This is a genomic window from Variovorax sp. LARHSF232 (genome assembly GCF_052871435.1).
Map to the genome: position 1 here is coordinate 696,377 of NZ_JBIXJS010000002.1, position 23,726 is coordinate 720,102.

At 68.2% G+C, this 23,726-nt stretch carries 20 protein-coding genes and 1 pseudogene; 15 read left to right on the top strand and 6 right to left on the bottom strand.

Annotation, left to right across the window (positions count from 1 at the left end; all coding sequences use genetic code 11):
* Positions 1 to 57: 57 nt before the first annotated feature.
* The 7 genes from tagF to ACIPRI_RS08610 all read left to right on the top strand — a co-directional run bounded on the left by tagF (position 58) and on the right by ACIPRI_RS08610 (position 8,903).
* Positions 58 to 711, top strand: coding sequence for a type VI secretion system-associated protein TagF (gene tagF, locus ACIPRI_RS08580; RefSeq protein WP_446620998.1), 654 nt, complete (start codon positions 58 to 60; stop codon positions 709 to 711).
* Positions 708 to 2,543 (top strand): protein kinase domain-containing protein, encoded by a 1,836-nt coding sequence (locus ACIPRI_RS08585; protein ID WP_446620999.1) that lies wholly within the window; start codon positions 708 to 710, stop codon positions 2,541 to 2,543. The genes tagF and ACIPRI_RS08585 overlap by 4 nt, the downstream gene beginning before the upstream one ends.
* Positions 2,544 to 2,588: 45 nt before the next feature.
* Complete coding sequence (gene mltA, locus ACIPRI_RS08590) at positions 2,589 to 4,238, top strand: murein transglycosylase A (RefSeq protein WP_446621000.1); 1,650 nt, start codon at positions 2,589 to 2,591, stop codon at positions 4,236 to 4,238.
* 26 nt (positions 4,239 to 4,264) lie between these two features.
* Positions 4,265 to 5,038 carry a hypothetical protein gene (locus ACIPRI_RS08595; RefSeq protein WP_446621001.1) on the top strand — a complete coding sequence of 258 codons (774 nt, stop codon included), beginning with the start codon at positions 4,265 to 4,267 and terminating at the stop codon, positions 5,036 to 5,038.
* An 18-nt stretch (positions 5,039 to 5,056) separates the two neighbouring features.
* Positions 5,057 to 6,190 carry a hypothetical protein gene (locus tag ACIPRI_RS08600; RefSeq protein ID WP_446621002.1) on the top strand — a complete coding sequence of 378 codons (1,134 nt, stop codon included), beginning with the start codon at positions 5,057 to 5,059 and terminating at the stop codon, positions 6,188 to 6,190.
* Between the two features lie 110 nt (positions 6,191 to 6,300).
* On the top strand, positions 6,301 to 8,310 hold the full coding sequence (locus ACIPRI_RS08605; RefSeq protein WP_446621003.1) for a caspase family protein: 2,010 nt from the start codon (positions 6,301 to 6,303) through the stop codon (positions 8,308 to 8,310).
* A gap of 35 nt (positions 8,311 to 8,345) precedes the next feature.
* On the top strand, positions 8,346 to 8,903 hold the full coding sequence (locus tag ACIPRI_RS08610) for a type VI secretion system tube protein Hcp (RefSeq protein WP_446621004.1): 558 nt from the start codon (positions 8,346 to 8,348) through the stop codon (positions 8,901 to 8,903).
* Between the two features lie 8 nt (positions 8,904 to 8,911).
* Here the strand turns inward: ACIPRI_RS08610 and ACIPRI_RS08615 are convergent, their stop codons facing one another.
* Positions 8,912 to 9,292: a VOC family protein gene (locus ACIPRI_RS08615; protein ID WP_446621005.1), complete on the bottom strand. Its 381-nt coding sequence runs from the start codon at positions 9,290 to 9,292 to the stop codon at positions 8,912 to 8,914.
* Positions 9,293 to 9,365: 73 nt separating this feature from the next.
* On the opposite strand from ACIPRI_RS08615, the pseudogene ACIPRI_RS08620 reads away from it, so the two are divergent.
* Positions 9,366 to 9,437, top strand: a pseudogene (locus tag ACIPRI_RS08620) (flavin reductase family protein); the annotation flags it as partial.
* Between the two features lie 266 nt (positions 9,438 to 9,703).
* Here ACIPRI_RS08620 and ACIPRI_RS08625 read toward each other — a convergent pair.
* Genes ACIPRI_RS08625 through ACIPRI_RS08645 form a run of 5 tightly spaced genes read right to left on the bottom strand, consistent with a single transcriptional unit; the run spans position 9,704 to position 15,106 of the window.
* Entirely contained in the window at positions 9,704 to 11,092 is a 1,389-nt protein-coding gene (locus ACIPRI_RS08625; RefSeq protein ID WP_446621077.1) for an FAD-dependent oxidoreductase, read from the bottom strand.
* 6 nt (positions 11,093 to 11,098) lie between these two features.
* Positions 11,099 to 11,668 carry a phosphonate degradation HD-domain oxygenase gene (locus ACIPRI_RS08630; RefSeq protein ID WP_446621006.1) on the bottom strand — a complete coding sequence of 190 codons (570 nt, stop codon included), beginning with the start codon at positions 11,666 to 11,668 and terminating at the stop codon, positions 11,099 to 11,101.
* An 8-nt stretch (positions 11,669 to 11,676) separates the two neighbouring features.
* Entirely contained in the window at positions 11,677 to 13,125 is a 1,449-nt protein-coding gene (phnY, locus tag ACIPRI_RS08635; protein ID WP_446621007.1) for a phosphonoacetaldehyde dehydrogenase, read from the bottom strand.
* Between the two features lie 18 nt (positions 13,126 to 13,143).
* On the bottom strand, positions 13,144 to 14,370 hold the full coding sequence (gene phnA, locus ACIPRI_RS08640; RefSeq protein ID WP_446621008.1) for a phosphonoacetate hydrolase: 1,227 nt from the start codon (positions 14,368 to 14,370) through the stop codon (positions 13,144 to 13,146).
* Position 14,371: 1 nt separating this feature from the next.
* Positions 14,372 to 15,106: a phosphonate utilization associated transcriptional regulator gene (locus ACIPRI_RS08645; RefSeq protein ID WP_446621009.1), complete on the bottom strand. Its 735-nt coding sequence runs from the start codon at positions 15,104 to 15,106 to the stop codon at positions 14,372 to 14,374.
* Positions 15,107 to 15,246: 140 nt separating this feature from the next.
* On the opposite strand from ACIPRI_RS08645, the gene ACIPRI_RS08650 reads away from it, so the two are divergent.
* The 7 genes from ACIPRI_RS08650 to tssF all read left to right on the top strand — a co-directional run bounded on the left by ACIPRI_RS08650 (position 15,247) and on the right by tssF (position 23,712).
* Positions 15,247 to 16,290, top strand: coding sequence for a putative 2-aminoethylphosphonate ABC transporter substrate-binding protein (locus ACIPRI_RS08650; RefSeq protein WP_446621010.1), 1,044 nt, complete (start codon positions 15,247 to 15,249; stop codon positions 16,288 to 16,290).
* Between the two features lie 12 nt (positions 16,291 to 16,302).
* Positions 16,303 to 17,433 carry a putative 2-aminoethylphosphonate ABC transporter ATP-binding protein gene (locus tag ACIPRI_RS08655; RefSeq protein WP_446621011.1) on the top strand — a complete coding sequence of 377 codons (1,131 nt, stop codon included), beginning with the start codon at positions 16,303 to 16,305 and terminating at the stop codon, positions 17,431 to 17,433.
* Positions 17,430 to 19,163, top strand: a complete 1,734-nt coding sequence (locus tag ACIPRI_RS08660; RefSeq protein ID WP_446621012.1) for a putative 2-aminoethylphosphonate ABC transporter permease subunit — start codon at positions 17,430 to 17,432, stop codon at positions 19,161 to 19,163. The genes ACIPRI_RS08655 and ACIPRI_RS08660 overlap by 4 nt, the downstream gene beginning before the upstream one ends.
* A gap of 29 nt (positions 19,164 to 19,192) precedes the next feature.
* Complete coding sequence (locus ACIPRI_RS08665) at positions 19,193 to 20,323, top strand: 2-aminoethylphosphonate--pyruvate transaminase (RefSeq protein WP_446621013.1); 1,131 nt, start codon at positions 19,193 to 19,195, stop codon at positions 20,321 to 20,323.
* Between the two features lie 123 nt (positions 20,324 to 20,446).
* Complete coding sequence (locus tag ACIPRI_RS08670) at positions 20,447 to 21,295, top strand: type VI secretion system accessory protein TagJ (RefSeq protein ID WP_446621014.1); 849 nt, start codon at positions 20,447 to 20,449, stop codon at positions 21,293 to 21,295.
* Positions 21,288 to 21,794 carry a type VI secretion system baseplate subunit TssE gene (gene tssE, locus ACIPRI_RS08675; protein ID WP_446621015.1) on the top strand — a complete coding sequence of 169 codons (507 nt, stop codon included), beginning with the start codon at positions 21,288 to 21,290 and terminating at the stop codon, positions 21,792 to 21,794. The genes ACIPRI_RS08670 and tssE overlap by 8 nt, the downstream gene beginning before the upstream one ends.
* A gap of 16 nt (positions 21,795 to 21,810) precedes the next feature.
* The gene (gene tssF / locus ACIPRI_RS08680) at positions 21,811 to 23,712 is read left to right on the top strand and encodes a type VI secretion system baseplate subunit TssF (protein WP_446621016.1); all 1,902 of its coding nucleotides are present in this window, start codon (positions 21,811 to 21,813) and stop codon (positions 23,710 to 23,712) included.
* Positions 23,713 to 23,726: the final 14 nt, after the last annotated feature.

Genomic DNA, 23,726 nt, shown 5'->3' on the forward strand with positions numbered 1-23,726 from the left:
GAAAGCCCCCTCGGGGGGCAGCGCAGCACACGAAGTGGCAAGCGTGGGGGCTCGACTGTGACCAGTGGTTTTGCTGAGGACTCCCTCCCCGGCTGGTACGGCAAGCTGCCCGGCATGGGCGACTTTGCCCATCGCCGCCTGCCGGATGAGTTTCGCCATGCCTGGGACCACTGGTTGCAAGGCGGCCTCACGCAGCTGCGCGCGCGCCATGCGGACTGGACCGAGCATTACCTGCAGGCGCCGCTGTGGTGCTTCGTGCTGGGTGACGGCGTGATCGGCGATTCATCCTGGATCGGCGTGCTGATGCCCTCGGTCGATTCGGTGGGCCGCTACTTCCCCTTCACCGTGGCCGACCCGCTGGACCGGGCCCCCACCGAGATCCACGGCCAGGTGCTGGCGCGCGCCCAGCGCTGGCTCCGGCACGCGGCGCAGGCGGCCATCGACGGCCTGGAGCAGGACCTGGACGCGGTGCGCTTCGACGCCCTCTTGCTGCAGGTGTTCGGCCACCCGGACGCAGCGCTGGCGCAAGGGGAAACCAGCACCGGCGTTGCGATGCTGGTGCTGCCCGAGTACGGCCAGTCGCTGTGGTTCACCGACCCGCAGGCCAAGGTCGGCCAGGGCATGAGCACCCACGGCTTGCCGCAGGACGAGCAGTTCGACGCGCTGTTCGGCTTCTGGGCCGGCGCGGTGCCGGGGGAGGAGGCGCCATGAGCCCTCGCCCGCCGGAAGACGACGAGTTGGCGCCGACGCAGGTGATCAGCGCCGTCCCGGCTGCGGCCAAGGCCGAAGCCGAAGCGTCCGAGGCAGGCCTGCTGCCCATCGGCAGCCGCATCGCCGAATTCGAGCTCACCCGCGTGGTCGGGCAGGGCGGCTTCGGCGTGGTCTACGAAGCCTGGGACACCGACCTGGAACGCGTGGTCGCGGTCAAGGAATACCTGCCGGTCTCGCTTTCCACGCGGCAGGGCGACGGCACCGTGGCGCCGCTGTCCGAGCGCACCCGCGAGACCTTCGATCTGGGCATGCGCAGCTTCATCAACGAGGCGCGCCTGCTGGCCCAGTTCGACCATCCTTCGCTGCTGAAGGTGCTGCGCTTCTGGCAGGAAAAGGGCACCGCCTACATGGCCATGCCCTTCTACCGCGGCCAGACCCTGCGCCAGGAGCTGGCCGCTGCGCCCGGCCTTGCGCAAGAGGCCTGGCTGATGGCAATCCTGGACGGCGTGACGCAGGCGCTGGCGGTGATGCACGCGGCCAACTGCTATCACCGCGACATCGCGCCCGACAACATCATCCTGCTCGAGGACTCGGGCCGTCCGGTGCTGCTGGATTTCGGCGCGGCGCGCCGCGTCATCACCGACAAGACGCAGGCCATCACCGTCATCCTGAAGCCCGGCTACGCGCCCATCGAGCAGTACGCCGAGATGCCCGACATGTCGCAGGGCGCCTGGACCGACGTGTATGCGCTGGCGGCGGTGATGCACGTGGCCGTCACCGGGCGCGCGCCGCCGCCTTCGGTGGCGCGCCTGCTGAACGACAGCTACGTGCCGCTGGCGAGCGACGAGCGGCTGGCCGGGCGCTACGGTGCGCGCCTGTTGTCGGCCATCGACGCCGGGCTTGGCGTGCGGCCGGAGGCGCGGCCGCAGTCCATGGCCGAGCTGCGCGGCCTCTTGGGGCTGGATGAGGGCGTGCCCGTGGCGCAGCGCCGCGCACCGGCCGTGGATGACGACCGCACGGTGGTGATCCGGCCGGCGGCCGGCGCGGGAGCCGCAGCCACCGCGGCAATGGCGGCAACGGCGAAGGACGGCAGCGGCAAGGGCAAGCCCGTCGCGCTGGCAGCCGCGGTGCTGCTGGCGCTGGCCGCCGGCGGCGGCGCCTGGTGGTGGATGCAGCAGCCCAGGGAGGCAGCGCCCGAGCTCGCCAAGTCGGACCCTGCCGCCACGACGGCGGCCGCTCCAATCACGCCGCCGGCATTGAGCGCGGGTACATCCGCGGAAACGACGCAGACACCGCCCGCCACCCCGGCGGCCCTCAAGCCGGTCGCGCCGCTGGAATCGCTGCAGGCGCTGGCGCGCGGCGCCGCGCCGGGCTTCATGGTGAGCGGCACGCCGCGCAAGGCCGAGGTCGCCATCGGCAAGGACAAGCTGGCTTTCGAGGTGCGCAGCAATCGCGCCGGGTACGTCTATGTCTACCTGCTGTCGTCGGGCAACGAGATGTTCCTGTTGTTCCCCAACCTCTTGGACAAGCGCAACAGGATCGCCGCCAACGAGACCCTGACGCTGCCGCGCCCGGCCTGGCCCATGGATTCGGGCGGGCCGCCGGGCGTCAACGAGTTCGCCGTGCTGGTCAGCGAGCACGAGCGCGATTTCGCCAGCACCGGCATGCAGAGTGAAGGCGTGTTCCCGCAATTTCCGCTGCCGGCCCTGGCTGCGCTCGAAGCCGCACGCGGCACCGGGCCGGCGCCTCTGCTGGGCCGGCCGCTGTGCCCGCCCGGCGCACCCTGCCAGGACGTCTATGGCGTCGGGCTATTTCGAATCGTCGAGAAGTAATCGTCTGCCTGTTGAGGCGGATCGTCTTCCGACAAGGAGTCATTCATGAGCAGCTGCAACAACACCTCGCCGCATGGCGCCGCGCTGATGGCCATGGCGCTGGCCCTGGCCGGCTGCGCCAGCGCGCCGCCATCATCGGCACCGGCCGTCTCCACTGCGGGCGTGCCGGCGCCCGCCACGCCCGGCAGCCCGGGCGCGTCCTCGGTGGCGCCCGCCGCGCCGGTCCAGCTGGGCAGCACGCCTTCGGCCGGCACGCCGCGGCCCGGAGCCGGCAGCGCGCCGAACCTGAGCAGCAGCGTGGCCGGCCAGTCGCGCACCTTCTCGACCCAGCTGGCCACCTACACCTCGGTCGGCTTCGATGCGGTGCCGGGCTGGGTGCGTGACGATCTCTCCGAGACCTGGCCGGCCTTCCTGGGCAGCTGCAAGGTGCTCACCGGCCGCGGCAGCGAATGGAAGCAGGTGTGCGAGCGCGCCCGCGCCGTGGATGGCAAGAGCAATCCGGCGATCCGCAACTTCTTCGAGGCCGAGTTCTCGGCCTACCAGATCCGCGACGACGACCGCCGGCCCGACGGCGTGGTCACGGGCTACTTCGAGCCCGAGATCCAGGGCAGCCGCAACTATTCGCCGCCCCACATCTACCCGGTGTACGGCCAGCCGGAAGACATGCTGTTCCTGGATGCGCGCAAGCTCCCGGCCGGCAGCGGCACGGTGGCTGCGCGGGTGCAGGGCCGCCAAGTGGTGCCGCAGGCGGGCCTGTCCACCCGCGACATGGGGGCGCCGGGGCTCTATGCGCTGGACACCTCCGGCCTGACCCGCGACACGCTGGACCGCAAGATCCGCCTGCGCGTCGAAGGCCGGCGCCTCTTGCCTTACTACACGCGCGAAGAGATCGAAACGCGCGGCGCGCCCAACGCCAAGGTGCTGGCTTTCGTGAGCAGCGCCACCGCCTTGTACGAGATGCAGATCCAGGGCTCGGGCCGCATCCGCCTGCCCAGTGGCGAGGTGGTGCGCGTGGCCTATGCCGAACAGAACGGCCAACCCTTCCGCCCCACTCTCGCGCAGAACAAACAGGGCAAGCCGGAAACCGCGGTGCGCACGCGCGGCGGCGCGATCGAGCTGGACCCGGACGACACCGAGGACGACGGCGCCATCGACACCAGCGTGCTGCGCGTGCGCGGCTTCACCCTGGCGCGGCCGCAGGTGAGCGGCGCGGTGGTGGTGCCGGGCCGCAAGGTGGCAGGCGCCGTCACCGGCAGCGGCATCAAGGACCCGAGCTACGTGTTCTTCAGGGAAGCGCCGTCGGACGCCGGCGGGCCGGTGGGCGCCTTCGGCGTGCCGCTGCAGCCGGGCCGCTCGATCGCGGTCGATCCGCGCAGCACGCCGCTGGGCTACCCGGTCTTCGTCTCGACCAAGCAACCCGGCACCGGCGCGCCGCTGCAGCGCCTGACGGTGGCGCAGGACACCGGCGGCGCCATCCGCGGCGCGGTGCGCGCCGACTATTTCTTCGGTAACGGCCAGCAGGCCGCCACCCAGGCGCGCCGCATGAAGGAGCGCGGGCAGCTGTGGGTGCTGCTGCCGCGCGGGTTGGCGGTGGCGGCCGCGGCGTCCAGCACCATCCGCACGCGCGGTGGCGCCGTGGGCTCCGATCTGCCGCAGTGCCTGGTCCCTGAAGAAGGTTCCTGCGTGGATGACTGAAGTCTGAAGCGCATTGGCGAGGCGAGATGCAAGACACCCTGTCTTCCGGCGAAAGCACCGAACTGGTCCGCCTGTGGCGGCGCCGGCAGCAGCTGTCGCCCGACGAGATGGGCCGCATGTATGCCGTCGTGGGCGACGCGCTGCGCGCCTGCAATCCGCCCGAGCTCAAGGTGCTGGGCGAAGGCCGGCAGGAGCTGGTGGCGCAGTTCATCTATGTGAAGGTGCTGCGGCTGGACGCCGACCCCGACGAGGCCGAGGAGGGCGGCGCCGCGCCGCCAGAGCGCAACGGCCACAGTGCGCCATCGACCGCCTACGCCCTGTGCGCCTACTTTCGCCGCTACCTGATCGACTGCACCCGCGCCAGCAGCTTCCGGCGCAAGCTGTCGATCGGCGAGCAGGTGAGCGAGGCGCAGCTCGATGCGCAGCTGGGCAGCCAGGACGCGCCGGGCGATGACTGCCTGGCCGAGCACGGGCTGTCGGATGCGAAGGTGCGGAGCTCGGCGCGCGACTTCATCGCCGCGCTGCCCGAGCCGGAGCGCCTGCTGCTGTGCGAAGGCTTCGGCCGCGAGGCGGCGGGCGGGCTGTCGGGCGTTGCCTCGCGCCATGCCATCGCCTCCTACCACTATCGCGCGGGCCGCCTGGGGCTGGTGCACAAGCGCGAAGGGCTGCCGGCCGACTATGCCAAGACCCTGCTGGGCGGCTGGATCCAGGACACCCTGGGCATCGCGATCGCGCCGGACAACATGGCGGCGATCCTGCAGGTTTTCAAAATCCTGGGCGCTGAAGCGTCTTACGGCTAGTCACCCCAGGAATTGCGTATGCCCATCGAACTATGGCCCCCGCTCAGCGTCATCCGCAGCCACCTTGATCCGGAGGCAGAGCCGCCCGGCAAGGAAGCGGTCGACGCCGCCGGTCACGCCGCTTCTGCGCCGACCGCTGAGATCGATTTGGCACTGCCGCTGACCGAGTTGGCGCGCCGGCGCCTGGTGCTGGCGGCGCGCAACTTCAATGCACGCTGGGCGCCGGGCCGAATCGTCAGCGTGCTGCATGAGGGGCGCCTCCTGGGCGTGCTGCTCGACAAGAAGCTGCCCGGCAGCAGCGAGCGCTGGCAGGGCTTCATGGCGGCCAGCGAGGCCGACTGGGCGAGCGCCTACGACGTGCTGCTGGAGCCTTCGGACGAACCCTTCGAGCCGCTGTTCGGCCTGATCCAGGCCTGGAACCAGGTGAGCCTGGCGCCGCTGCCGCAACAGGTGGCGCGGGTGCAGGGCGAGATCTCGGCCACGCGGCTGGCGGCCATCCGCGCGGTGCACGACGAGTACGTGAATGGCACGCCGCTGGCCATCGAACCCGCGCCAGGGCACATCGCGCTGCGCAGTGTGGGCGGCGGGTACTTCTCGGTGCTGTCGGGGACGCCGCTGGGGCCGGAGGATGAGCGCGCGCAGTATCAGCAGCTGTATCGCGAGGCGGCGGCACGCCTGAGTGCCGCCACCTCGCGCAACGGCATCGGCGCCGGCAGCACGGCGCCCGCCACGCCGCCGGGTGCGCTGGCCCAGGCCCAGCCCGCCGCTGGCGGCGCCGAACAGCAAGGCCTGCTGGGCCGGCTGCGCCGCTGGTTCGGCGCCGATGCCTGGGTGCGCCCGGCGCTGGCCATGCTGGCGCTGGTGGTGGTGGTGCAGAACCTGGCGCTGTTCGGCGGCACCAGCGAGTCGGAAGACGAGGTGCGCTTTCGCGCCGTGCCGGTCGAGCCCGCCGGTGCCTCGGCCGACCTGGGCGTGATCTGGAAGCCCGGCGTGAGCGTGCAGGATTCGATCCGGCTCTTGCGCTCCATCGACGCCGACGTGGTGGCCGGGCCGGACGACAAGGGCACCTGGTACCTGCGCGTGCCCGATGTGAAGGAAAGCACCACGGCGTTGTCTGCATCACCCCTCGTCGCCTCCGTAGGACCGCCATGAGTTCGCCCACCCCCGAATCTCCGCGCACTTCGTGTCGCTTCGGATCCCCCCTCAAGGGGGCAACACCAGCGGCCCGGCAAAGCCGGTTCCGCGGTGTTTCCCGCCTGCTCTTGCTTGCGATCTTCTTGTTCAACGGTGCGTTGGCCACAGCAGCGCAGCGCGCCTTGCTGGTGGGCGTGTCGGAGCTGGCCAACCAGCCGACTTCGCTGTGGCTCTCGGCGCCGCGCAATGACGTGATCCTGATGCGCCAGGTGCTGCAGCAGCACGGCTTTTCGGCGAGCGAGATCACGGTGCTGGCCGATGGCGTGACCGGCGCCGGCTTGCCCGACTCGCGCCAGATCCGCGATGCGCTGTCGCGCCTGCTTGCGCGCTCGCAAAGCGGCGATTTCGTGCTGCTGTATTTCTCCGGCCATGGCACCCGGGTGCGCGATGCAGGCAAGCGCTACGCCGAACCCGACGGCCTGGCGGAAAACTTCCTGGCGCGCGACGCGCGGCTGGCGTCCGGTGGCGGCGTGCCACTGGCCGGCGGTCTGCGCGATGTGGATTTCGACGGCTGGATCCGTGCCTTCATGGCCAAGGGCGTGTTCGTCTGGTCGGTGTTCGACACCTGCTCGGCCACCTCGATGACGCGGGGTGCGCCGCGCAGCAGCAGTGGCACACCTGCTGCCGTGGCAATGGCCGAGCCGGCGGACGACGAGGTGCGCTTTCGCGGCATCCAGGCGGACGAACTGGCCCGCGTCGGCGCGAACGGCGTCAGTGCCACGCCGGCCATCGACATGTCGGCGCCGCCGCAGCCACCGGTGCCGCGCGCCCGCTATGTCGCCTTCTTCGCTTCCGAAAGCCACCAGGTCACGCCCGAGCTTCGGCTTCCGCGCAACGACCGGACGGCGCGGCCCCAGGGCCTCTTGACCTGGGCCGTGGCCGAGGCGCTGTCGCGCCAGCCGGGGAGCTTTCGCGATCTGTTCAACCAGGTGGTGTCGCTCTACGCACCGGTCATCAACGAACTGGAGGCGCGCTATCCGCAGCGCGAACTGCCGTCGCCGGTGGCCGAGGGCAATCTGGATCTGCCGCTGTTCAGCGCTGCGACAACAGCGCCGCAATCCACCCGGCCGGCCTGGCCGGCGCGGCGTGCCGGCGCGCAGCTCACCCTCAGCGTGGGCCAGCTCGACGGCCTGGAGCCGCAGCAGGACGTGCGCGTCATCGCCACCCTGGCCGACGGCACGCAGCGCAGCGCCAACACGCGGCTGGAGCAGGTCGATCTGGCCAGTGCGCGCACGCCGGTGCCGGCGCAACTGGCCGAGCAGAGCGGCGCGACCCTGTGGGCGGTGTCGCCGCTGAATGACCCGGCTTCGGTGGTGCTGCGGGTGCAAGCCAGTCCGCCGGCTGCCGTGCCCGCGGGGCTGAGCCTGGCCTATCCCGCGGCGATCCGCGTGGTGCGCGGCGGCGATGCGGATGTGCGCATCAACAGCACCGATCGCCCAGGGCCGCCAGAGCTGGAGATTCTTTCGCCCGAAGTGGCGGCGCTGGTCGGCGATGGCCACAGGCCCTACCAGCCGCCCGACATGCAAGCGCTTCGCCAGCAGCTACTTTCGCTGGCCCAGCTGAAGTGGCTGGCGCGCCTGAATCAGCTGGCGCAAGGCGGCAAGCTCGATGGCTTCGAAGCCAGCCTGGAAACCTGGGCCGGCGACAGGCAGCTGCGCAGCGCGCCCGCGGCTTCCAGCGAGCGGCAAGCGCCACTCTCGGACGGCGAACGCAGCGTGCTGGTGGTGCGCAACACCAGCGGCCAATCGCTGGACCTGGTGATCGTCGGCGTCGAGGCCAGCGGCGCCATCCGGCAGGTCTATCCGCAGGCCATCAGCGAAACCAACCGCTTCGAGCGTGGCACCCGCGAGCAGCCGGCCAACCAGCGCTTCGAACTGCCCTGGCTGGATGCCCAACGCGGCGGGCGCCTGCTGGTGCTGGCCGCGCCGGCCGCGCCCTTCAGCGCGCCGCGCCTGTTCGGCGCCGCGCCGCCGGAGTCGGCCGTGTCCGAACTGCGCTTGCGCGGAGCGCTGCAGCCCGATCGGCAGCGCCAGGTCTACAGCGCGCTGGCCGCGTGGCCGGGGGCCGGCAAGCCGTGAATCGACACAAGCAAGTCAACAAGGAGTAGCCCACCATGAGCTGGACACTGGACGGAACCCTGAACCCGGACGAGGCGATGCGCATGCTGGACCACATGTCGGGCGACACCGGCATCGATTTTTTGATGCTGATCGAGAGCAAGGGCAACGCCATCGAAGGCGAATCCAAGCGCGCCTTCGAAGACGGCAAGCAGCGCATGCACATCGCCGGCTACACCTACCTGGCCGAGGTGCAGACGCCGCCCGGCGCCGCCAAGGGCCAGGTGCGCCTGAGCACGCTGATCGTGGTGCGCGAGTGCGATGCCGCCACCGCCTCGATCGCCAGCCTGCTGAAGAACCAGGAGAATGACCTGAAGGTGCAAATCGCGGTCTTCAAGGCCAGCGGCGACAGCTCCAAGGAACAGCAGCCCACGCTGGAGCTGCTGCTGGAAGGCGCCCGCATCACCACCCACTGCATGCTCACCGGCGGCAGCCCGCGCCGGCCCTGCGAAATCATCTACTTCATGCCGCGCAAGCTGGAGCTCAAGTCGGCGCCGCAGCAGGACAGTGGGCTGCGGGGGGCAGTGAGGACGTGCACGTTGACGAACGGGTGAGGGCTCATTCATTCCGACCGGTTGCTCACCTCGACCAGATTGCCATCGGGATCGCGGAAGTAGACGGACAGCAGCTTCCCCATCGCCCCAACGCGTTCGACAGGCCCGACAAAGACGTCGATGCCGCGCTGCCGCAGCGCCGATGCGACCTCGCCGATGGGCTCATCCGTCACAAGGCAGAAGTTGCCGCTGCCCGGCACCGTGGCGCGCGCAATCTCCGGGGCAGACCGGGCCTCTTGCAGGCTGATCTTGTGGCCTGCGAAATGCAGCGACCATTTGCCGGGGCGCTCTTCCCGCGGCTGCATTCCAAGGGTGTTCCGGTAGAAGGCCAGCGTGCGATCCACATCGACAACGCACAGCACGATGTGGTCGAGTCCGGTGACTTGCATGATGCGCCTCCACAATGTCATCAAAGCAACGTTTCGCCTCCACGATCCTGAGGCGAAGCCCTACCGTAGAACCATGAGCCACTTCCACCCCGTCACCCTCGAACACGCCAGCCGCCTCGTCAACCATGGCCCCACCGTCCTCGTCAGGATGACCTGGGCCATGGTGTTGAAGTGGCGGCGCTGGATATCCTTGATGAGGTAGTGCCGGTTCTTGCCGGAGACGGCCATTGCCAGCTTGGCGCGATGCCGGTTGAACTGGTTGGAGCCCCTGGGTAGCTGCACGACATTCTCAACGCAGATAACTTGCAAGTATCTGCCACAAGAATATTTGACGTTTATTCGTCTGGCAGCTATCAACCAGCAGCCGACCTGCTCATCCAGGCGAAGACGCCCGAGTGAGCGCGTCGCGCCTCAGCCCTTGTCCGCCTTGCCCGCCGCGTTCGCGAACTTGCTGAGCATCCGGTCGATCAGCCAGGGCGCCCGGTCTTCGTCTTCGGCACGCTCCTTGCGCCGGATCGCGTTGCGCACCACGATCGAGCCGACATAGCGGATCGGCTCGGGCGGAAAGTGGCCCAGCGGCCCCTGCGTCAGAGGACTGCGTGTCCACGCGTTGTCCTGCTCCAGCACCATCGAGGACAGGATCTGGCCGCCCATGTAGCTGGGCCCGACGCCATTGCCCGAGTAGCCGAAGCCGTAGTAGATGTGCGGGGCGCCGTCGAGCCGCCCGAAAAATGGAAAGCCCGTCACCGAGCGGTCCGAGGGGCCGTTCCAGCTTGCCGTGATCGGGGTCTCGCGCAGCGCCGGAAAAAATGAATGCAGCGCCTGCGTCAGTTCGGCCTCGTAGGGCGAACGCCGGTCGAACACCGGCGCGATGCGGCCGCGCCATGCAAAGGTGTTGCCGCCCTTGCCCAGCATCAGGCGCCCGTCGGCCGTGCTGCGGTAGTAGTAGACGAAGGTGCGCGAGTCCAGCACCGACACGCCATCACGCAAGCCCATCTGCTGCAGCAGTTCGGGGCAGCGCTCGGTGATCACCATGTCGCTCGACACCACGGCAATGGTTCGCTCGAACTGGGGGAACTGGCTGGCCATCCACGCATTGATGGCCAGCACCAGCTTGGGGGCTTCCAGGGTGCCGGCCGGCGTGCGCACCACGGCCGGGTGGCCGGCGGAAAAGTCGAGCATGGGCGTGCGCTCGTAGATGCGGATGCCCATGGCCAGCGCCGTGCGCCGCAGGCCCCGCACCAGCTTGCCGGGATGCACCGTGGCGGCGATGGGCGAATACACGCCCGCCAGGTTGCGCGCCGAGCCCGAGCGTTGCGCCACTTCGTGCGGCGGCAGCGTGTAGTAGGACTTGATGCCGCAGGCCTCGAGCGCCTGCATCACCGGGTCGAGCACGCCGACCTGGGCCTGCGAGGTGGCGGTGTAGAGCGTGCCGTCCCGCCGCAGTTCGGCGTCGATGCCGTGCGCCTGGCAGAAGCTGGCAATGTGGTCGACCGCCGCTTCCGAGGCCTTCACCAGCCGGATCGCCTCGGCTTCGCCGAACAGGCGCCGCAAGGTGAAGAACTTGGCCGACCAGGTGAGCAGGCAGCCGCCGTTGCGGCCGCTGGCCCCGGCGCCGCACAGGTCGCTCTCGAGGATGGCGATGTCCAGCGAAGGGTTCTGCTGCTTGGCCTGGATGGCCGTCCACAGGCCGGTGAATCCGCCGCCGACGATGCACACGTCGGCGCGCTGCGCACCTTGCAGCGCGGGTGCCAGGTCGCCGTCGTTGAACAGCGCCTGCTCGATCCAGAAGGGCCGCATCCCCATCTACGCTCCCACCGCCTGGCGATGCGCGGCCGCGCAGGCTTGCATGTGGCGCACGAAGTGCGCGAGATCTGGCACGCTGGCATCGGCCGCCTTGGCCGTGTCGTCCCATTGCCGCACGCGCACGGCATCGGCGGCAAAGGGCAGGGCTTCGAAGGCCGCGGCCTGCGCCTCGTCGAAGACGCCGCCTTGCAAGGCCAGGCTGCGCACCGAGTCGGCCGACAGCGCTTCGCGATACCCCGCGACGCGCGCGCACAGGAAGCGCTTGGCATCCACGTGCAGCCGGATCGGCTCCAGCGTTTGCGGGCCGAACAGCGGCCGCAGGAAGGGCAGGCAGCGGTACTGGTGCAGGTCGTCCAGGCCCTGCTGGGTGGGCGTGCCGCCGAAATCGTGCAGCAGGTGGCCCAGGTCGTGCAGCAATGCGGCCGTGATCACTGCGCTGTCGGCGCCGCCTTGTTCGGCCAGGTAGGCCGACTGCAGTGCGTGCTGCAGCTGCGTCACCGGCTCGCCGTCGTACTGGGCGTGGCCCTTGGATTCGAAAAGGCCGACGATGTCGGCGATGCTGAGGCTCATGGAGGCGACTACCAGGGGAGGGAGTAGGTCTTGCAGTTGGTGAAGCTCTTCATGGCTTCGAGCACGCCTTCCTTGTAGCCCAGGCCGGAGTCCTTGATGCCGCCGAAGGGCGTCAGCTCGAGCCGGTAGCCCGGCACCTCGCGCACGTTGACGCTGCCCACCTTGAGCTCGCGGATGAAGCGCGTGATGTAGTCCATGCGGTTGGTGCACACCGAGGACGACAGGCCATAGGCCGTGCCGTTGGAGATGCGGATCGCCTCCTCGATGCTCTTGAAGCGGATCACCGGCGACACGGGGCCGAAGGTTTCGTGCTTGGCCACGCGCATCTCCGGATCGACGTGATCGAGCACGGTGGGCGAATACAGCGCGCCGCGCCGCACGTTGCCCACCAGCAGCTTCGCTCCGGCGGCAATGGCCTCGTTCACCGCCGATTCGAACTGGATTGCGGCGGCTTCGTCGATCACGGTGCCCATGTCCATGGTGGGATCCATCGGGTCGCCGTACTTGAGCGCCTTGGTCTTTTGCACGAGCAGCTCGACGAAGCGATCGGCCACCGCTTCATGCACCAGCATGCGCTTGACCGCCGTGCAGCGCTGGCCCGAATTCTTGTAGGAGCCGCTGGCGGCGAGCGTGGCGGCCTCCTCGATGTCGGCGTCTTCCATCACGATGATCGGGTCGTTGCCGCCCAGCTCCAGGATCTGGCGCTTGTAGACGGCCTTGCCGGCGATGTACTTGCCGATCGCCACGCCGCCGGTGAAGGTCACGAGGTCCACATCCGGGTGGGTCAGCATCTCGTCGGCAATCTCGCGCGGGTCGCCGGTGATCACCGACAGCATCTCGGGCGGCAGTCCCGCTTCATACAGGATGTCGGCCAACACGAAGGCCGTCAGCGGCGTCTTCTCGCTGGGCTTGAGCACGATGCGGTTGTTGGTCGCAATGGCCGGCGCGACCTTGTGGATCACCTGGTTGAGCGGGTGATTGAAGGGTGTGATGGCCGTGATGACGCCCAGCAGCGGCTCGCGCATCGTATAGACCTTGCGGCTCTTGCCGTGGTGCGTGAGGTCGCAGGAGAACACCTGGCCGTCATCGACGAGGGCCTGGTTGGCCGCGAACAGCAGCACGTCGGAGGCGCGGCCCACCTCGTACAGCGAATCCTTGCGGCACAGCCCGGATTCCAGCGTGATGGTGCGCGAGATCTCGTCCAGGCGCGACGCGATGATCTCGCCCGCGCGCATCAGGATCTTGTAGCGCTCGTAGCGTGTCAGGCTGGGCTGGTAGTCGCGCGCCACGCGGTAGGCACGCCGCACATCCTCCAGCGTGGCCTTGGGCACGGTGGCGATCACCTCGCCGGTGTAGGGATAGCGGACCTCGATCACCGCGTCGCGATAGACGCGCTCGCCGGCGATGCGCAGCGCTTCGCAATGGATGTCGGTGGGCTTGGACATGGGCTGGCTCATGGTGGTGGGGCCTTCTCGTTACTGTGCGTGGTTCAGGGCCAGGTCCAGGGCATCGAAGTTGCGAAGCCGCCGATCGCCGGCGACGCCGGTGACCGGCCGGTTGCAGATGAGCGGCACCCGCTGCTCAGACACGCCGCCGTGCGAACGCAACGGCACTTCAAGGGCCGAGAGGTCGTGCCGGCTGGCCGAGGTGCCGATCACCGTGTGGCGCTCGCTGACCACCACGATGTCGCCGATGCGGTCGGGCGGCAGCTCGAAGCGCTGGGCCGCCTCGGTGCGCGACATCACCGACTCCATGCCCGGCACCGCGCGGATGCGCTCGATCCATTGGGCGGCGGTGGCTTCGTCCGGTGCGTAGACCGTGGCGAAGGAGCCGAGGGCGCCGTGATGCACCACATACGGATCGGTGATCGGCAGGATGACGCGCGCCTTGCCGGCGCCGTACCACGCGTCGAGCACGTCCTGCAGGTAGATCACCTGGGGCTTGCCCTGGGCATCATGCTTGTCGTTCATGCCGTGGTCGGCCGTGAGCACGATGGTCGCGCCCATCTCGTCCAGCTGCGCCAGGTAGCGGTCCATCATGGCGTAGAAGGCATTCGCGGCGGCGCTGCCCGGCGCGGCCTTGTGCTGCACGTAGTCGGTGGTCGACAGGTACATGAGGTCGGGGCGGCGCGTCTCCATCAGCTTCACACCGGACGCAAAGACGAACTCGGACAGCTCCGCGCTGTAGACCGAAGGCACCGGCATGCCGACCAGGTCGAGCACGTTGTCGATGCCGTTTTCCGCCTGCGTCACCTGGTCGGCCTTTTCGGACGAGAAACAGATGCCCGTCATGCGGTTGCCCAGCAGCTTGCGCAGCTTGTCCTTGGCCGTCACCACCGCCACCTTGGCGCCGGCGTCGGAAAAGGCGGCCAGCACGGTGCCGGCGCGCAGGTACTTGGGGTCGTTCATCATGACTTCCTGGCCGAGCTCGCGGTCGAAGAAGTAGTTGCCGCAGATGCCGTGCACGGCTGGCGGGGCCCCGGTGACGATCGACAGGTTGTTGGGGTTGGTGAAAGAGGGCACCACGCAATCGGCCAGCAGGTTGGCGCCGCTTTTCATCATGCGCGCCAGGTAGGGCGCGACGCCGGCCGCGACCGCGGCGTCGAGGTAGGCCGGCTCGCAGCCGTCTACGCAAACCACCACCACGGGGCGGCTCATCCAGCGGTAGCTGCGGGAATTGACTTCAATGGATTGGGGTGTCATTTCATGCTTCCTTGGTCGGAGAAGGGGTGGTGATGGTGTTGGTGGGCTGCGGCGCGTCGTTGCGGCCGAGGGCCTTGTGCATTCGGGCGCGGCTGTCGGCCACGTGCAGGCGCAGCGCGCGCCCGGCACGATCGGCATCGCCGGACGCGATCGCCTTGACGATTTCGCGGTGCTCGTCCACCGAGACGCCCAGGCCGCCGCCGCCGTCCAGGGCGCGCATGCGGAACAGGGAGAGCTCCTTGATCAGGCGCTTGTAGGTCTCGGTGAGCTTCTGGCTGCCTGCGGTGTCCAGCAGCATGTCGTGGAACTGCAGGTTGAGCTGTGCGTACTGCTCCAGGTCCTTGGCCTGCGCAGCCTTTTTCATCGGATCGAGCATGGCCTTGAGCCGCTCCAGGCCGTCGGACGAGATGGCCTGCGTCACGCGCTTGCCGATGATCTCTTCGAGCGCCTCGCGCAGCTCGTAGATCTCGTCGGCCTCCTCGAAGGAGATCTCGCGCACATACACGCCGCGGTTCTTCTCGTTGCGCACCAGGCCGGCTTCCGCCAGGGCGCGCAGCGCCTCGCGCACCGGGCCGCGGCTGGTGCTGAAGCGCTGTGCCAGCTCGCTCTCATTGACGCGCGACCCCGCCGCCAGCTCGCCCGTCATGATGAGCCGCTCGATCTCTTCCTGCACCAGCATGGGAAGGGAGCTGGACTGCAGGAAGGCCAGTGCCGAGGTCGATGTGTTCGTTCTCATGGCCTTCATTGTTCGCGGCACATTGCAAACTGTCAACAGTTTTTTATTGACAGTAAGTGATCGACGTTCTACATTGAACTCACCGAAGCGCATTCGAACGCTTGGGCAGTGATCAGGCAGACCCCCTTACGGAGACCACGATGAACACACGACACAACACGCGCCGCCTTGCATTGGCCCTGTGCGCCGCAGTGATGGCCCTTGCGACCGCAGCCGCCCAGGCCCAGAAAACCACCTTGCTGGTCTACACCGCGCTGGAGACCGACGCGATGAAGCTCTACAAGGACGGCTTCGAAAAAGCCAACCCGGACATCGACATCAAGTGGATTCGCGACTCGACGGGCATCGTCACGGCCAAGCTCCTGGCCGAGAAGGCGAACCCGCAGGCCGACGTGGTGGCGGGCGTCGCGGCAAGCAGCCTGGCGCTTCTGGACCAGGAAGGCATGCTGGTGGGCTACGAGCCCAAGGGCTTCAAGGAACTGGTGCCGGCCTACTCCGACACCAAGCGTCCGCCCGCCTGGGTCGGCATGGATGTCTGGGCCGCGACGGTCTGCTTCAACACGGCCGAAGCGCAAAAGCGCAGCCTGCCCAAGCCGGAGAGCTGGAAGGACCTCACCAAACCCATCTACAAGGGTGCCATCGTGATGCCGCATCCGGCCTCCAGCGGCACCGGCTACCTCGACGTGGCGGCGTGGCTGCAGATGTGGGGCGAGGCCGAGGGCTGGAAGTACATGGACGCCCTGCACGAGAACGTGGCGCAGTACGTGCATTCGGGTTCCAAGCCCTGCAAGCAGGCCGGCGCCGGCGAGTTCCCGATCGGCATTTCCTTTGAATTTCGCGGTCACCAGGTCAAGAAGTCGGGCGCCCCGATCGAGCTGATCTTCCCCAAGGAAGGCCTGGGCTGGGATATCGAGGCCACCGGCGTCATGAAGACCAGCAAGAAGATGGAGCAGGCCAAGCGGCTGGCCGACTGGATGGCCAGCAAGGAGGCCAACCAGATCACGTCCAACTGGTGGGCCATCGTCGCGTACCCAGGCGTCGCGAAGAAGCTGGATGGCATCCCCGAGAACTACGAGAAGCTGCTTGCCAAGAACGACCTGAACTGGTCTGCCAAGAACCGCGAGCGCATTCTTGCCGAGTGGAGCAAGCGCTACGAAGGCAAGGCCGAGGCCAAGGTGAACTGAAGGTCCGCCAAGATGGATATGACCGCCGCCAAGTTCATTGCCCGCGAACTGCAAGCCGGCGCCGCCGCGCTGGAGATCACGGGCATCCGCAAGGACTTCGAGTCCTTCAGCGCCCTGCGTGACGTCCACCTTCGGGTGAACCAGGGCGAGATGCTGTGCTTTCTGGGGCCATCGGGCTGCGGCAAGACCACGCTGCTGCGCATCATCGCGGGGCTGGAGGGGCAGACCGCGGGCACCATCCTGCAAAACGGCCGCGACATCTCGCGGCTACCGCCCAACCAGCGCGACTACGGCATCGTGTTCCAGTCCTACGCGCTGTTTCCGAACCTGTCCATTGCCGACAACGTGGGCTACGGCCTGGTCAACGGCAAGGTGAAAAAGAGCGAGATCAAGGCCCGCGTGGACGAGCTTCTCCAGTTGGTCGGCCTGCCGACCTCGGGCCAGAAGTACCCCAGCCAGCTGTCGGGCGGCCAGCAGCAGCGCGTGGCACTGGCGCGCGCGCTGGCCACGCGGCCGGGCCTCTTGCTGCTCGACGAGCCGCTGTCGGCGCTGGACGCGCTGGAGCGCGTCCGCCTGCGCGGCGAGATCCGCCGTCTGCAAAAGCAGGTGGGCGTCACCACCATCATGGTGACGCATGACCAGGAAGAGGCCTTGTCGATGGCGGACCGGATCGTCGTCATGAACCACGGTGTCATCGAGCAGGTCGGCACGCCGATGGACATCTACGAGCGGCCGGCAACCCCCTTCGTGGCCGATTTCGTCGGCAAGGTCAACGTGCTGCGCGGCCACGCGCTGGGCGGCAACCGATTTCGCGTGGGGCAGATGGAGCTGCAGTGCGATGCCTGCGACACCGGCTTCGAAGCCGGCGAGGCCGTCAACCTGTACCTGCGGCCTGAAGACCGCGTGGCGGAGCACCTGGCGCCGGACACGCCCAACCGCCTCGACGCGCTGGTCACCAAGGTCGAGTTCCTCGGCGGCCTGTGCATCGCCGAAGTGACGGCCGATGCGCTGGAGGGCCAGACGCTGGGCCTGCATTTCTCGCTGAACCAGCTGCACGACCTGGACATCCGCGAAGGCAATCGCATCGACATCGCCTTGCGCGCGAACCGCATCCGCGCTTTCTGCGCGAGGAAGCCTTCATGAGCGCGCTGACTCACGCGCCCGGAAGGTTGGCGTGGCGGCCGGGCGCCACCGGCATGCGCTGGAGCCGCGACGAGCTGATCGCGCGCGCCGTGCTGCTGGTGGTGATGGCGCTGCTGTTCACCTTCCTGATTGCGCCGCTGGCCTCGATCCTGGTCAACGCCGTGCTGAACAAGGAGGGGCGCTTCGTCGGACTGGCCCACTTCGTCACCTACTTCCAGACGCCCAGCCTGATGCGCGCGGCCTGGAACTCGGTCTGGGTATCGACGGCGGTGGTGCTGATCTCGGTGCCAGCCGCCTTCGTCTTTGCCTATGCGCTGACGCGTACCTGCCTGCCAGCGCCGCTCAAGGCCGCATTCCGCCTGGCCGCGCTGATACCGCTGCTGGCGCCTTCGCTGCTCTCGGCCATCTCCTTCGTTCAATGGTTCGGCAACCAGGGGGCGCTCAAGTTCCTGCTGGGCGGCGCCTCGATCTACGGCGCACCGGGCATCATCCTGGCGGAGGTCTACAACACCTTTCCGCATGCGCTGATGATCCTGGTCACCGCGCTGTCGCTGGCGGATGGCCGCCTCTATGAAGCGGCGACCGCGCTGCGCACCAGCCCGCTGCGCCAGTTCATGACGATCACGCTGCCCTCGTGCAAGTACGGCCTGATCAGCGCCGCCACGGTGGTGTTCACCTACGTCGTCAGCGATTTCGGCGCGCCCAAGGTGATCGGCGGCAACTTCAACGTGCTGTCGGTCGACGTCTTCAAGCAGGTGGTCGGCCAGCACAACTTCTCGATGGGCGCGGTGGTCGGAATGCTCTTGCTGCTGCCCTCGCTCATCTCGTTCGCGATCGACTGGAACGTGCGGCGCAAGCTCAAGGCCCAGCTCACCGCGCGCTCGGTGCCCCACAGCCCGAAGCCCCGCAAGCTGGCCGACTCGCTGCTGGCGCTGTTCTGCACCCTGGTCTGCGTGTTCCTGCTGGCCGTGGTCGGCATGGCGGTCTATACCTCCTTCATCACGCTGTGGCCCTACAACCGGGGCTTCACGCTCAAGCACTACCACTTCGCGCTGATCGAAAGCGACATGTCGGCGGCCTACACCAACAGCCTGACGTTGGCGATCTCCACGGCGCTGGCCGGCTCGCTGATCGTCTTTCTGGGTGCCTACCTGATCGAGAAGACGCGCAACCTGGGCCTGATGCGCCGCGCCATGCACCTGATGGCGGTGCTGTCGATGGCCGTGCCTGGCCTGGTGCTGGGCCTGGGCTACGTGCTGTTCTTCAATCATCCGGCCAACCCGCTGAACTTCATGTACCAGACGATGGCGATCCTGATCGTGTCCACCATCGTCCACTACTACACCTCGAGCCACCTGACCGCGGTCACGGCGCTCAAGCAGATCGACAACGAGTTCGAGGCCGTCTCGACATCGCTCAAGGTGCCGCTGTTCAAGACGCTGGTTCGCGTCACGGTGCCGGTGTGCCTGCCGGCCATCCTGGACATCGGGCGCTACTACTTCGTGGTCTCGATGGCGAGCCTGTCGTGCGCGATCTTTCTCTACTCGCCCGAGACCATCCTGGCATCGGTGGCCATCATGCATCTGGACGAGGCCGGCGACATCGGCCCCGCGTCGGCGCTGGCCAGCCTGATCGTGCTGACCTCGATCGTCGTGTGCATCGTCTATTCGCTGCTGACCCGCGTGATGCTGGCGCGCACGCAGGCCTGGCGCCAGCTGGGGCGCCACTGAAACCCGCTTTCCTTTCCTGTGGAGACACCATGAACCAAGCTTCGTATCCTGTCCTGCTCACGCCCGGCCCGCTGACCACCTCCGAACGCACCAAGGCAGCCATGCTGCGCGACTGGGGATCATGGGACAGCGACTTCAACCAGGTCACGGCGCGCATCCGCCAGCAGGTGCTGAGCATCGTGCAGGGCGAGGCCACGCATGAATGCGTTCCGCTGCAGGGCAGCGGCACCTTTGCGGTCGAGGCGGCCATCGGCACCCTGGTGCCGCGCAACGGCCACGTGCTGGTGCCGAACAACGGCGCCTATTGCCAGCGCATCGCCAAGATCTGCAAGGTGATCGGGCGCCGCCTGACGACCATCGACTACACCGAAGACCGGCAGGTGCAGGCGGCCGACGTCGACCGCGTGCTGGCGGCAGACCCGAGCATCACGCACGTGGCCCTGGTGCACTGCGAGACCGGCACCGGCGTGCTCAATCCCTTGCACGATGTCGCGTCGGTGGTGGCCAAGCACGGCCGCGGCCTCATCGTCGACGCCATGAGCTCCTTCGGCGCGCTCGAGATCGACGCCCGCAAGACGCCCTTCGACGCCGTCGTCGCCGCCTCCGGCAAGTGCCTCGAAGGCGTGCCGGGCATGGGCTTCGTGATCGTCCGGCGGAGCAGGCTGGAAAAGTGCGAGGGCAACTGCCACTCGCTCGCGATGGACTTGTACGACCAGTGGGTCTACATGGGCAAGACCACCCAGTGGCGCTTCACGCCGCCGACGCACGTGGTGGCCGCCCTGGACGAGGCGATCGCCCAGTACGTCGAGGAAGGCGGGCTGGCGGCGCGCGGCGGGCGCTACGCGCGCAACTGCAAGGGGCTGATCGAGGGGCTGGGGGCACTCGGATTCCGCACTTTTCTGGATCCGTCGGTGCAGGCGCCGATCATCGTCACCTTCCATGCGCCCGATGACCCGAAGTACGACTTCAAGACCTTCTACCAGGAGGTGAAGAAGCGCGGCTACATCCTCTATCCGGGCAAGCTGACGCAGGTGGAAACCTTCCGCGTGGGCTGCATCGGCCACTTCGGAGAGGCCGGCATTCCGGGGGCGGTGGCGGCTATCGCGGACACGCTCAAGGCGATGGGGATCCAGCAGGTCTCGGCGCCCGCCTTAGCCTGATTCGACAACCCTGGGCGGCCCGCGCGGCCGCTCCCGATCGGCGCAAGGCATACGCCGGTCGGCAGATGGGCTGCGGCAAGGCCGCGGCGTAAGCTTCCCGGGCTCTTGAACAAAGGCCCGCCAATGACCCGCTCCGCAGAACTTCTACAGGCGGCCGATCCGGCCGGCGCGCTCAAGGCGCTGACCGACGAGATCAAGGCCAAGCCCGCCGACAGCAAGCTGCGTGTCTTCATGGCGCAGCTCTTGTGCGTGATGGGGCAGTGGGAGCGCGCGCTCAACCAGCTCACGGTGGCGGCCGAGCTGGACGCCCTGGCCATTCCGATGAAGCAGGTGTATGGCGAGGCCATCCGCTGCGAGGGCCTGCGCGCGCAGGTGTTTGCCGGCAAGCGCACGCCGATGATCTTCGGCCAGCCGAATGAATGGCTGGCCCTTCTGCTCGAGTCGCTGCTGCGCGCCGGCACCGGCGAGGCGGACATGGCCGAAGACCTGCGCGCCCGGGCCTTCGACGCGGCGCCGGCCACCGCGGGCACGCTGGACGGCAAGCCCTTCGACTGGCTGGCCGATGCCGACATGCGCATCGGCCCGGTGCTGGAGGCGTATGTCAACGGCCGCTACTACTGGGTGCCTTTCGAGCGCCTGGCGCAGATCAAATTCGACGAACCGGAGGACCTGCGCGACTGCGTCTGGCTGCCGGCGCACCTGCAGTTCGAGAACGGCGGCGAGACGCTGGCGCTGGTGCCCACGCGCTACGAAGGCAGCGAGACCTGCGAGGACGGCGCGCTGCAGTTGGCGCGCAAGACCGAATGGCGCGAGCTGCGGCCCGCGGTGTGGGCCGGCTGGGGCCAGCGCATGTGGAGCAGCAGCATCGACGACGGCAACGGTGAGCACGCCATGCTGGATGTGCGCGAGATCAACTTCACGCAGGCCGCCAACGATGACAGCGCCGCTGCCGGGGACGCGGCCGGTGGCTGAACTCACTGCGCAGGAGCGCCTGCAGCCCTCGCTGCTCGACCGCCTCATCGATCTGGCTCCGGGCGAGCAGCGCGAGAGCGACGACAAGCGCGTGCTGACCAAGCAGGCACTGCGCCAGGCGGTGCTGCGCGATCTGTCGTGGCTGTTCAACGCCACCGCCCTCGGGCCGGCGGTGATCGACGAGCGGCGCCACCCGAATGCATCGCGCTCGGTGCTCAACTACGGATTGCCTATGCTGTCCGGCCAGTTCACGTCGTCTGTGCAGCGTGTCAGCATGGAACAGGCTTTGAAGAACGCGATCTTGCAGTTCGAGCCGCGCATCCTGCCTCGCACCCTCGAAGTTGAACTTGTCATGGAAGGCTCGGCACTCGAATCCCACAATCGCATCGGCCTGCAGATCCGCGGCATGCTGTGGGCCCAGCCGGTGCCGCTCGAATTTTTGATGCGCAGCCGGATCGACCTGGAAGAAGGTCGCATCGAGGTCGAAGAAGCGCCATGAGCGAAGCGGGCACGCCATGGATCCCCGCCTACTAAGCCTGTATGAACAGGAACTGCGCTACTTCCGCGAAAGCAGTGCGGAGTTCGCGCAGGCCTTTCCCAAGATCGCGCACCGCCTCGGCATGGACGGCCAGGAGGTGGCCGACCCGTATGTCGAGCGGCTGATCGAGGCCACGGCCTTTTTGTCGGCACGCGTCGGCCTCAAGCTGGACGCCGAATACCCGCGCTTCACCGGCCACCTGCTGGACATCGTCTACCCGCAGTTCCTGGCGCCCACGCCATCGATGGCGGTACTGTCCATGAACATCGACCCGGACGATGCCGCCCTGGCCAGCGGCCCCACCATGCCGCGCGGCAGCGGGCTGCGAGCGCGCCAGGCGGTGGGGCAGAACACGCATTGCGAATTCCGCACTTCGCGCGCGCTGCGCCTGTGGCCGGTACAGGTGCGGCGGGCGCAGTACTTCACCTACGCGCCGGACCTGCCGCTCAACCAGCAGCCGCAATCGCGCGACATCCGCGGGGGCCTGCGCATCGCGCTGCATGCCAGCGCCGGCCTCAACTTCAGCCAACTGCCGCTCGATGAGCTGGTGATGCACCTGGGCGGCGCGGAAGACGTGGCCTGGCAGTTGCACGAATGCCTTTTGGGCAAGCCGCTGGGCGTGCTGGTGCAGCCGCTGAACGCCAGCGGCCAGCCTACCGCGGCGGGCGCCGGCGCCGTTCGGCAACTGCCCGGCACTGCCGTGCAGCCGGTGGGATTCGAGGACGACGAAGCCCTGCTGCCGGTGACGGCCACCGGCTTCTCCGGCCACCGCCTGGTGCAGGAGTACTTCGCCTTTGCCCAGCGCTTCCAGTTCGCCAGCATCAGCGGCTTGCAGAAAGTGCTGGCCGGCATGCCGGTGCCCGATGTCGAGATCGTGGTGCTGTTCTCGCGCGGTGACGCGGCGCTCGAAAAGCTGGTGAGTGCCGACAACATCCAGCTGCACTGCGTGCCGGCCATCAATCTCTTTCCCAAGCGGCTGGACCGCGTCGCGGTGACGGAGGGCGTGAGCCAGTTCCACCTGCTGGCCGACCGCACCCGGCCGCAGGATTTCGAGGTGCACACCGTGACCGAGGTCATCGGCCATGGCAGCCCGGGCGAGAGCGATGTGGCCGAGCAGGTCTTCCTGCCTTTCTATGCGGCCTTCCACGGCAGCCGCTACAGCCACCCGGCCTACTACACCACGAGCCGCGAGCCGCGCACGCTGTCGCAGCGCCAGAAGAGCGAGGGGCATCGCAGCAGCCACATCGGCTCCGAGCTGTACATGCAGATCGTCGATCCGCGCGAGGCGCCGTATCCCGGTTCGCTGCGGCAACTGGCTGTCAGCGCGCTGGTCACCAACCGCGACCTGCCGCTCTTGATGCCGCTCGGGCGCGACAACGATTTCGACTGCATCGACTCGGCGCCGGTGCAAAAGGTTCGCATGGTGCGCGGGCCATCCCGCCCGGTGTCGCCGGTGCTGAGCCAGGGCTTGGGCTGGCGGGTGGTGGACCACCTGGCGCTCAACTACCTGTCGCTGGCCGACAGCAGCCGCGAGCAGGGCGCGGCTGCACTGCGTGAGATGTTGATGCTCTACGCCATGCACGGCGACGAGGTGCGCCAGGCGCAGGTGCGCGGCTTGCTGTCGGTGCGCAGCAAACCGGTGGCGCGGCGCCTGCCGCTGCCGGGGCCGATCGCCTTCGGCCGCGGCCTCGAAGTCACGCTGGAAGTGGAGCGCGGCGCCTTCCACGGGCACAGTGCCTTCCTGTTCGGCGCAGTGATGGCGCGCTATCTGTCGCGCCATGTGGAGGTGAACCATTTCGTCGAGACCGTGCTGAACGTGGCCGGCCGCGGCGAACTCATGCGCTGGAGGCCGCTGTGCGGGACACGCCCGATTCTGTAGCGGCGCAACACGCA

What these genes read in the sequence shown, in the direction of transcription:
- ACIPRI_RS08585 (WP_446620999.1), top strand. Translation starts at nt 708, where the DNA reads ATGAGCCCTCGCCCGCCGGAAGACGACGAGTTGGCGCCGACGCAGGTG.
- mltA (WP_446621000.1), top strand. Translation starts at nt 2,589, where the DNA reads ATGAGCAGCTGCAACAACACCTCGCCGCATGGCGCCGCGCTGATGGCC.
- ACIPRI_RS08595 (WP_446621001.1), top strand. Translation starts at nt 4,265, where the DNA reads ATGCAAGACACCCTGTCTTCCGGCGAAAGCACCGAACTGGTCCGCCTG.
- ACIPRI_RS08600 (WP_446621002.1), top strand. Translation starts at nt 5,057, where the DNA reads ATGCCCATCGAACTATGGCCCCCGCTCAGCGTCATCCGCAGCCACCTT.
- ACIPRI_RS08610 (WP_446621004.1), top strand. Translation starts at nt 8,346, where the DNA reads ATGAGCTGGACACTGGACGGAACCCTGAACCCGGACGAGGCGATGCGC.
- ACIPRI_RS08615 (WP_446621005.1), bottom strand. Translation starts at nt 9,292, where the DNA reads ATGCAAGTCACCGGACTCGACCACATCGTGCTGTGCGTTGTCGATGTG.
- ACIPRI_RS08625 (WP_446621077.1), bottom strand. Translation starts at nt 11,092, where the DNA reads ATGCGGCCCTTCTGGATCGAGCAGGCGCTGTTCAACGACGGCGACCTG.
- ACIPRI_RS08630 (WP_446621006.1), bottom strand. Translation starts at nt 11,668, where the DNA reads ATGAGCCTCAGCATCGCCGACATCGTCGGCCTTTTCGAATCCAAGGGC.
- phnY (WP_446621007.1), bottom strand. Translation starts at nt 13,125, where the DNA reads ATGAGCCAGCCCATGTCCAAGCCCACCGACATCCATTGCGAAGCGCTG.
- phnA (WP_446621008.1), bottom strand. Translation starts at nt 14,370, where the DNA reads ATGACACCCCAATCCATTGAAGTCAATTCCCGCAGCTACCGCTGGATG.
- ACIPRI_RS08645 (WP_446621009.1), bottom strand. Translation starts at nt 15,106, where the DNA reads ATGAGAACGAACACATCGACCTCGGCACTGGCCTTCCTGCAGTCCAGC.
- ACIPRI_RS08650 (WP_446621010.1), top strand. Translation starts at nt 15,247, where the DNA reads ATGAACACACGACACAACACGCGCCGCCTTGCATTGGCCCTGTGCGCC.
- ACIPRI_RS08655 (WP_446621011.1), top strand. Translation starts at nt 16,303, where the DNA reads ATGGATATGACCGCCGCCAAGTTCATTGCCCGCGAACTGCAAGCCGGC.
- ACIPRI_RS08660 (WP_446621012.1), top strand. Translation starts at nt 17,430, where the DNA reads ATGAGCGCGCTGACTCACGCGCCCGGAAGGTTGGCGTGGCGGCCGGGC.
- ACIPRI_RS08665 (WP_446621013.1), top strand. Translation starts at nt 19,193, where the DNA reads ATGAACCAAGCTTCGTATCCTGTCCTGCTCACGCCCGGCCCGCTGACC.
- ACIPRI_RS08670 (WP_446621014.1), top strand. Translation starts at nt 20,447, where the DNA reads ATGACCCGCTCCGCAGAACTTCTACAGGCGGCCGATCCGGCCGGCGCG.
- tssF (WP_446621016.1), top strand. Translation starts at nt 21,811, where the DNA reads ATGGATCCCCGCCTACTAAGCCTGTATGAACAGGAACTGCGCTACTTC.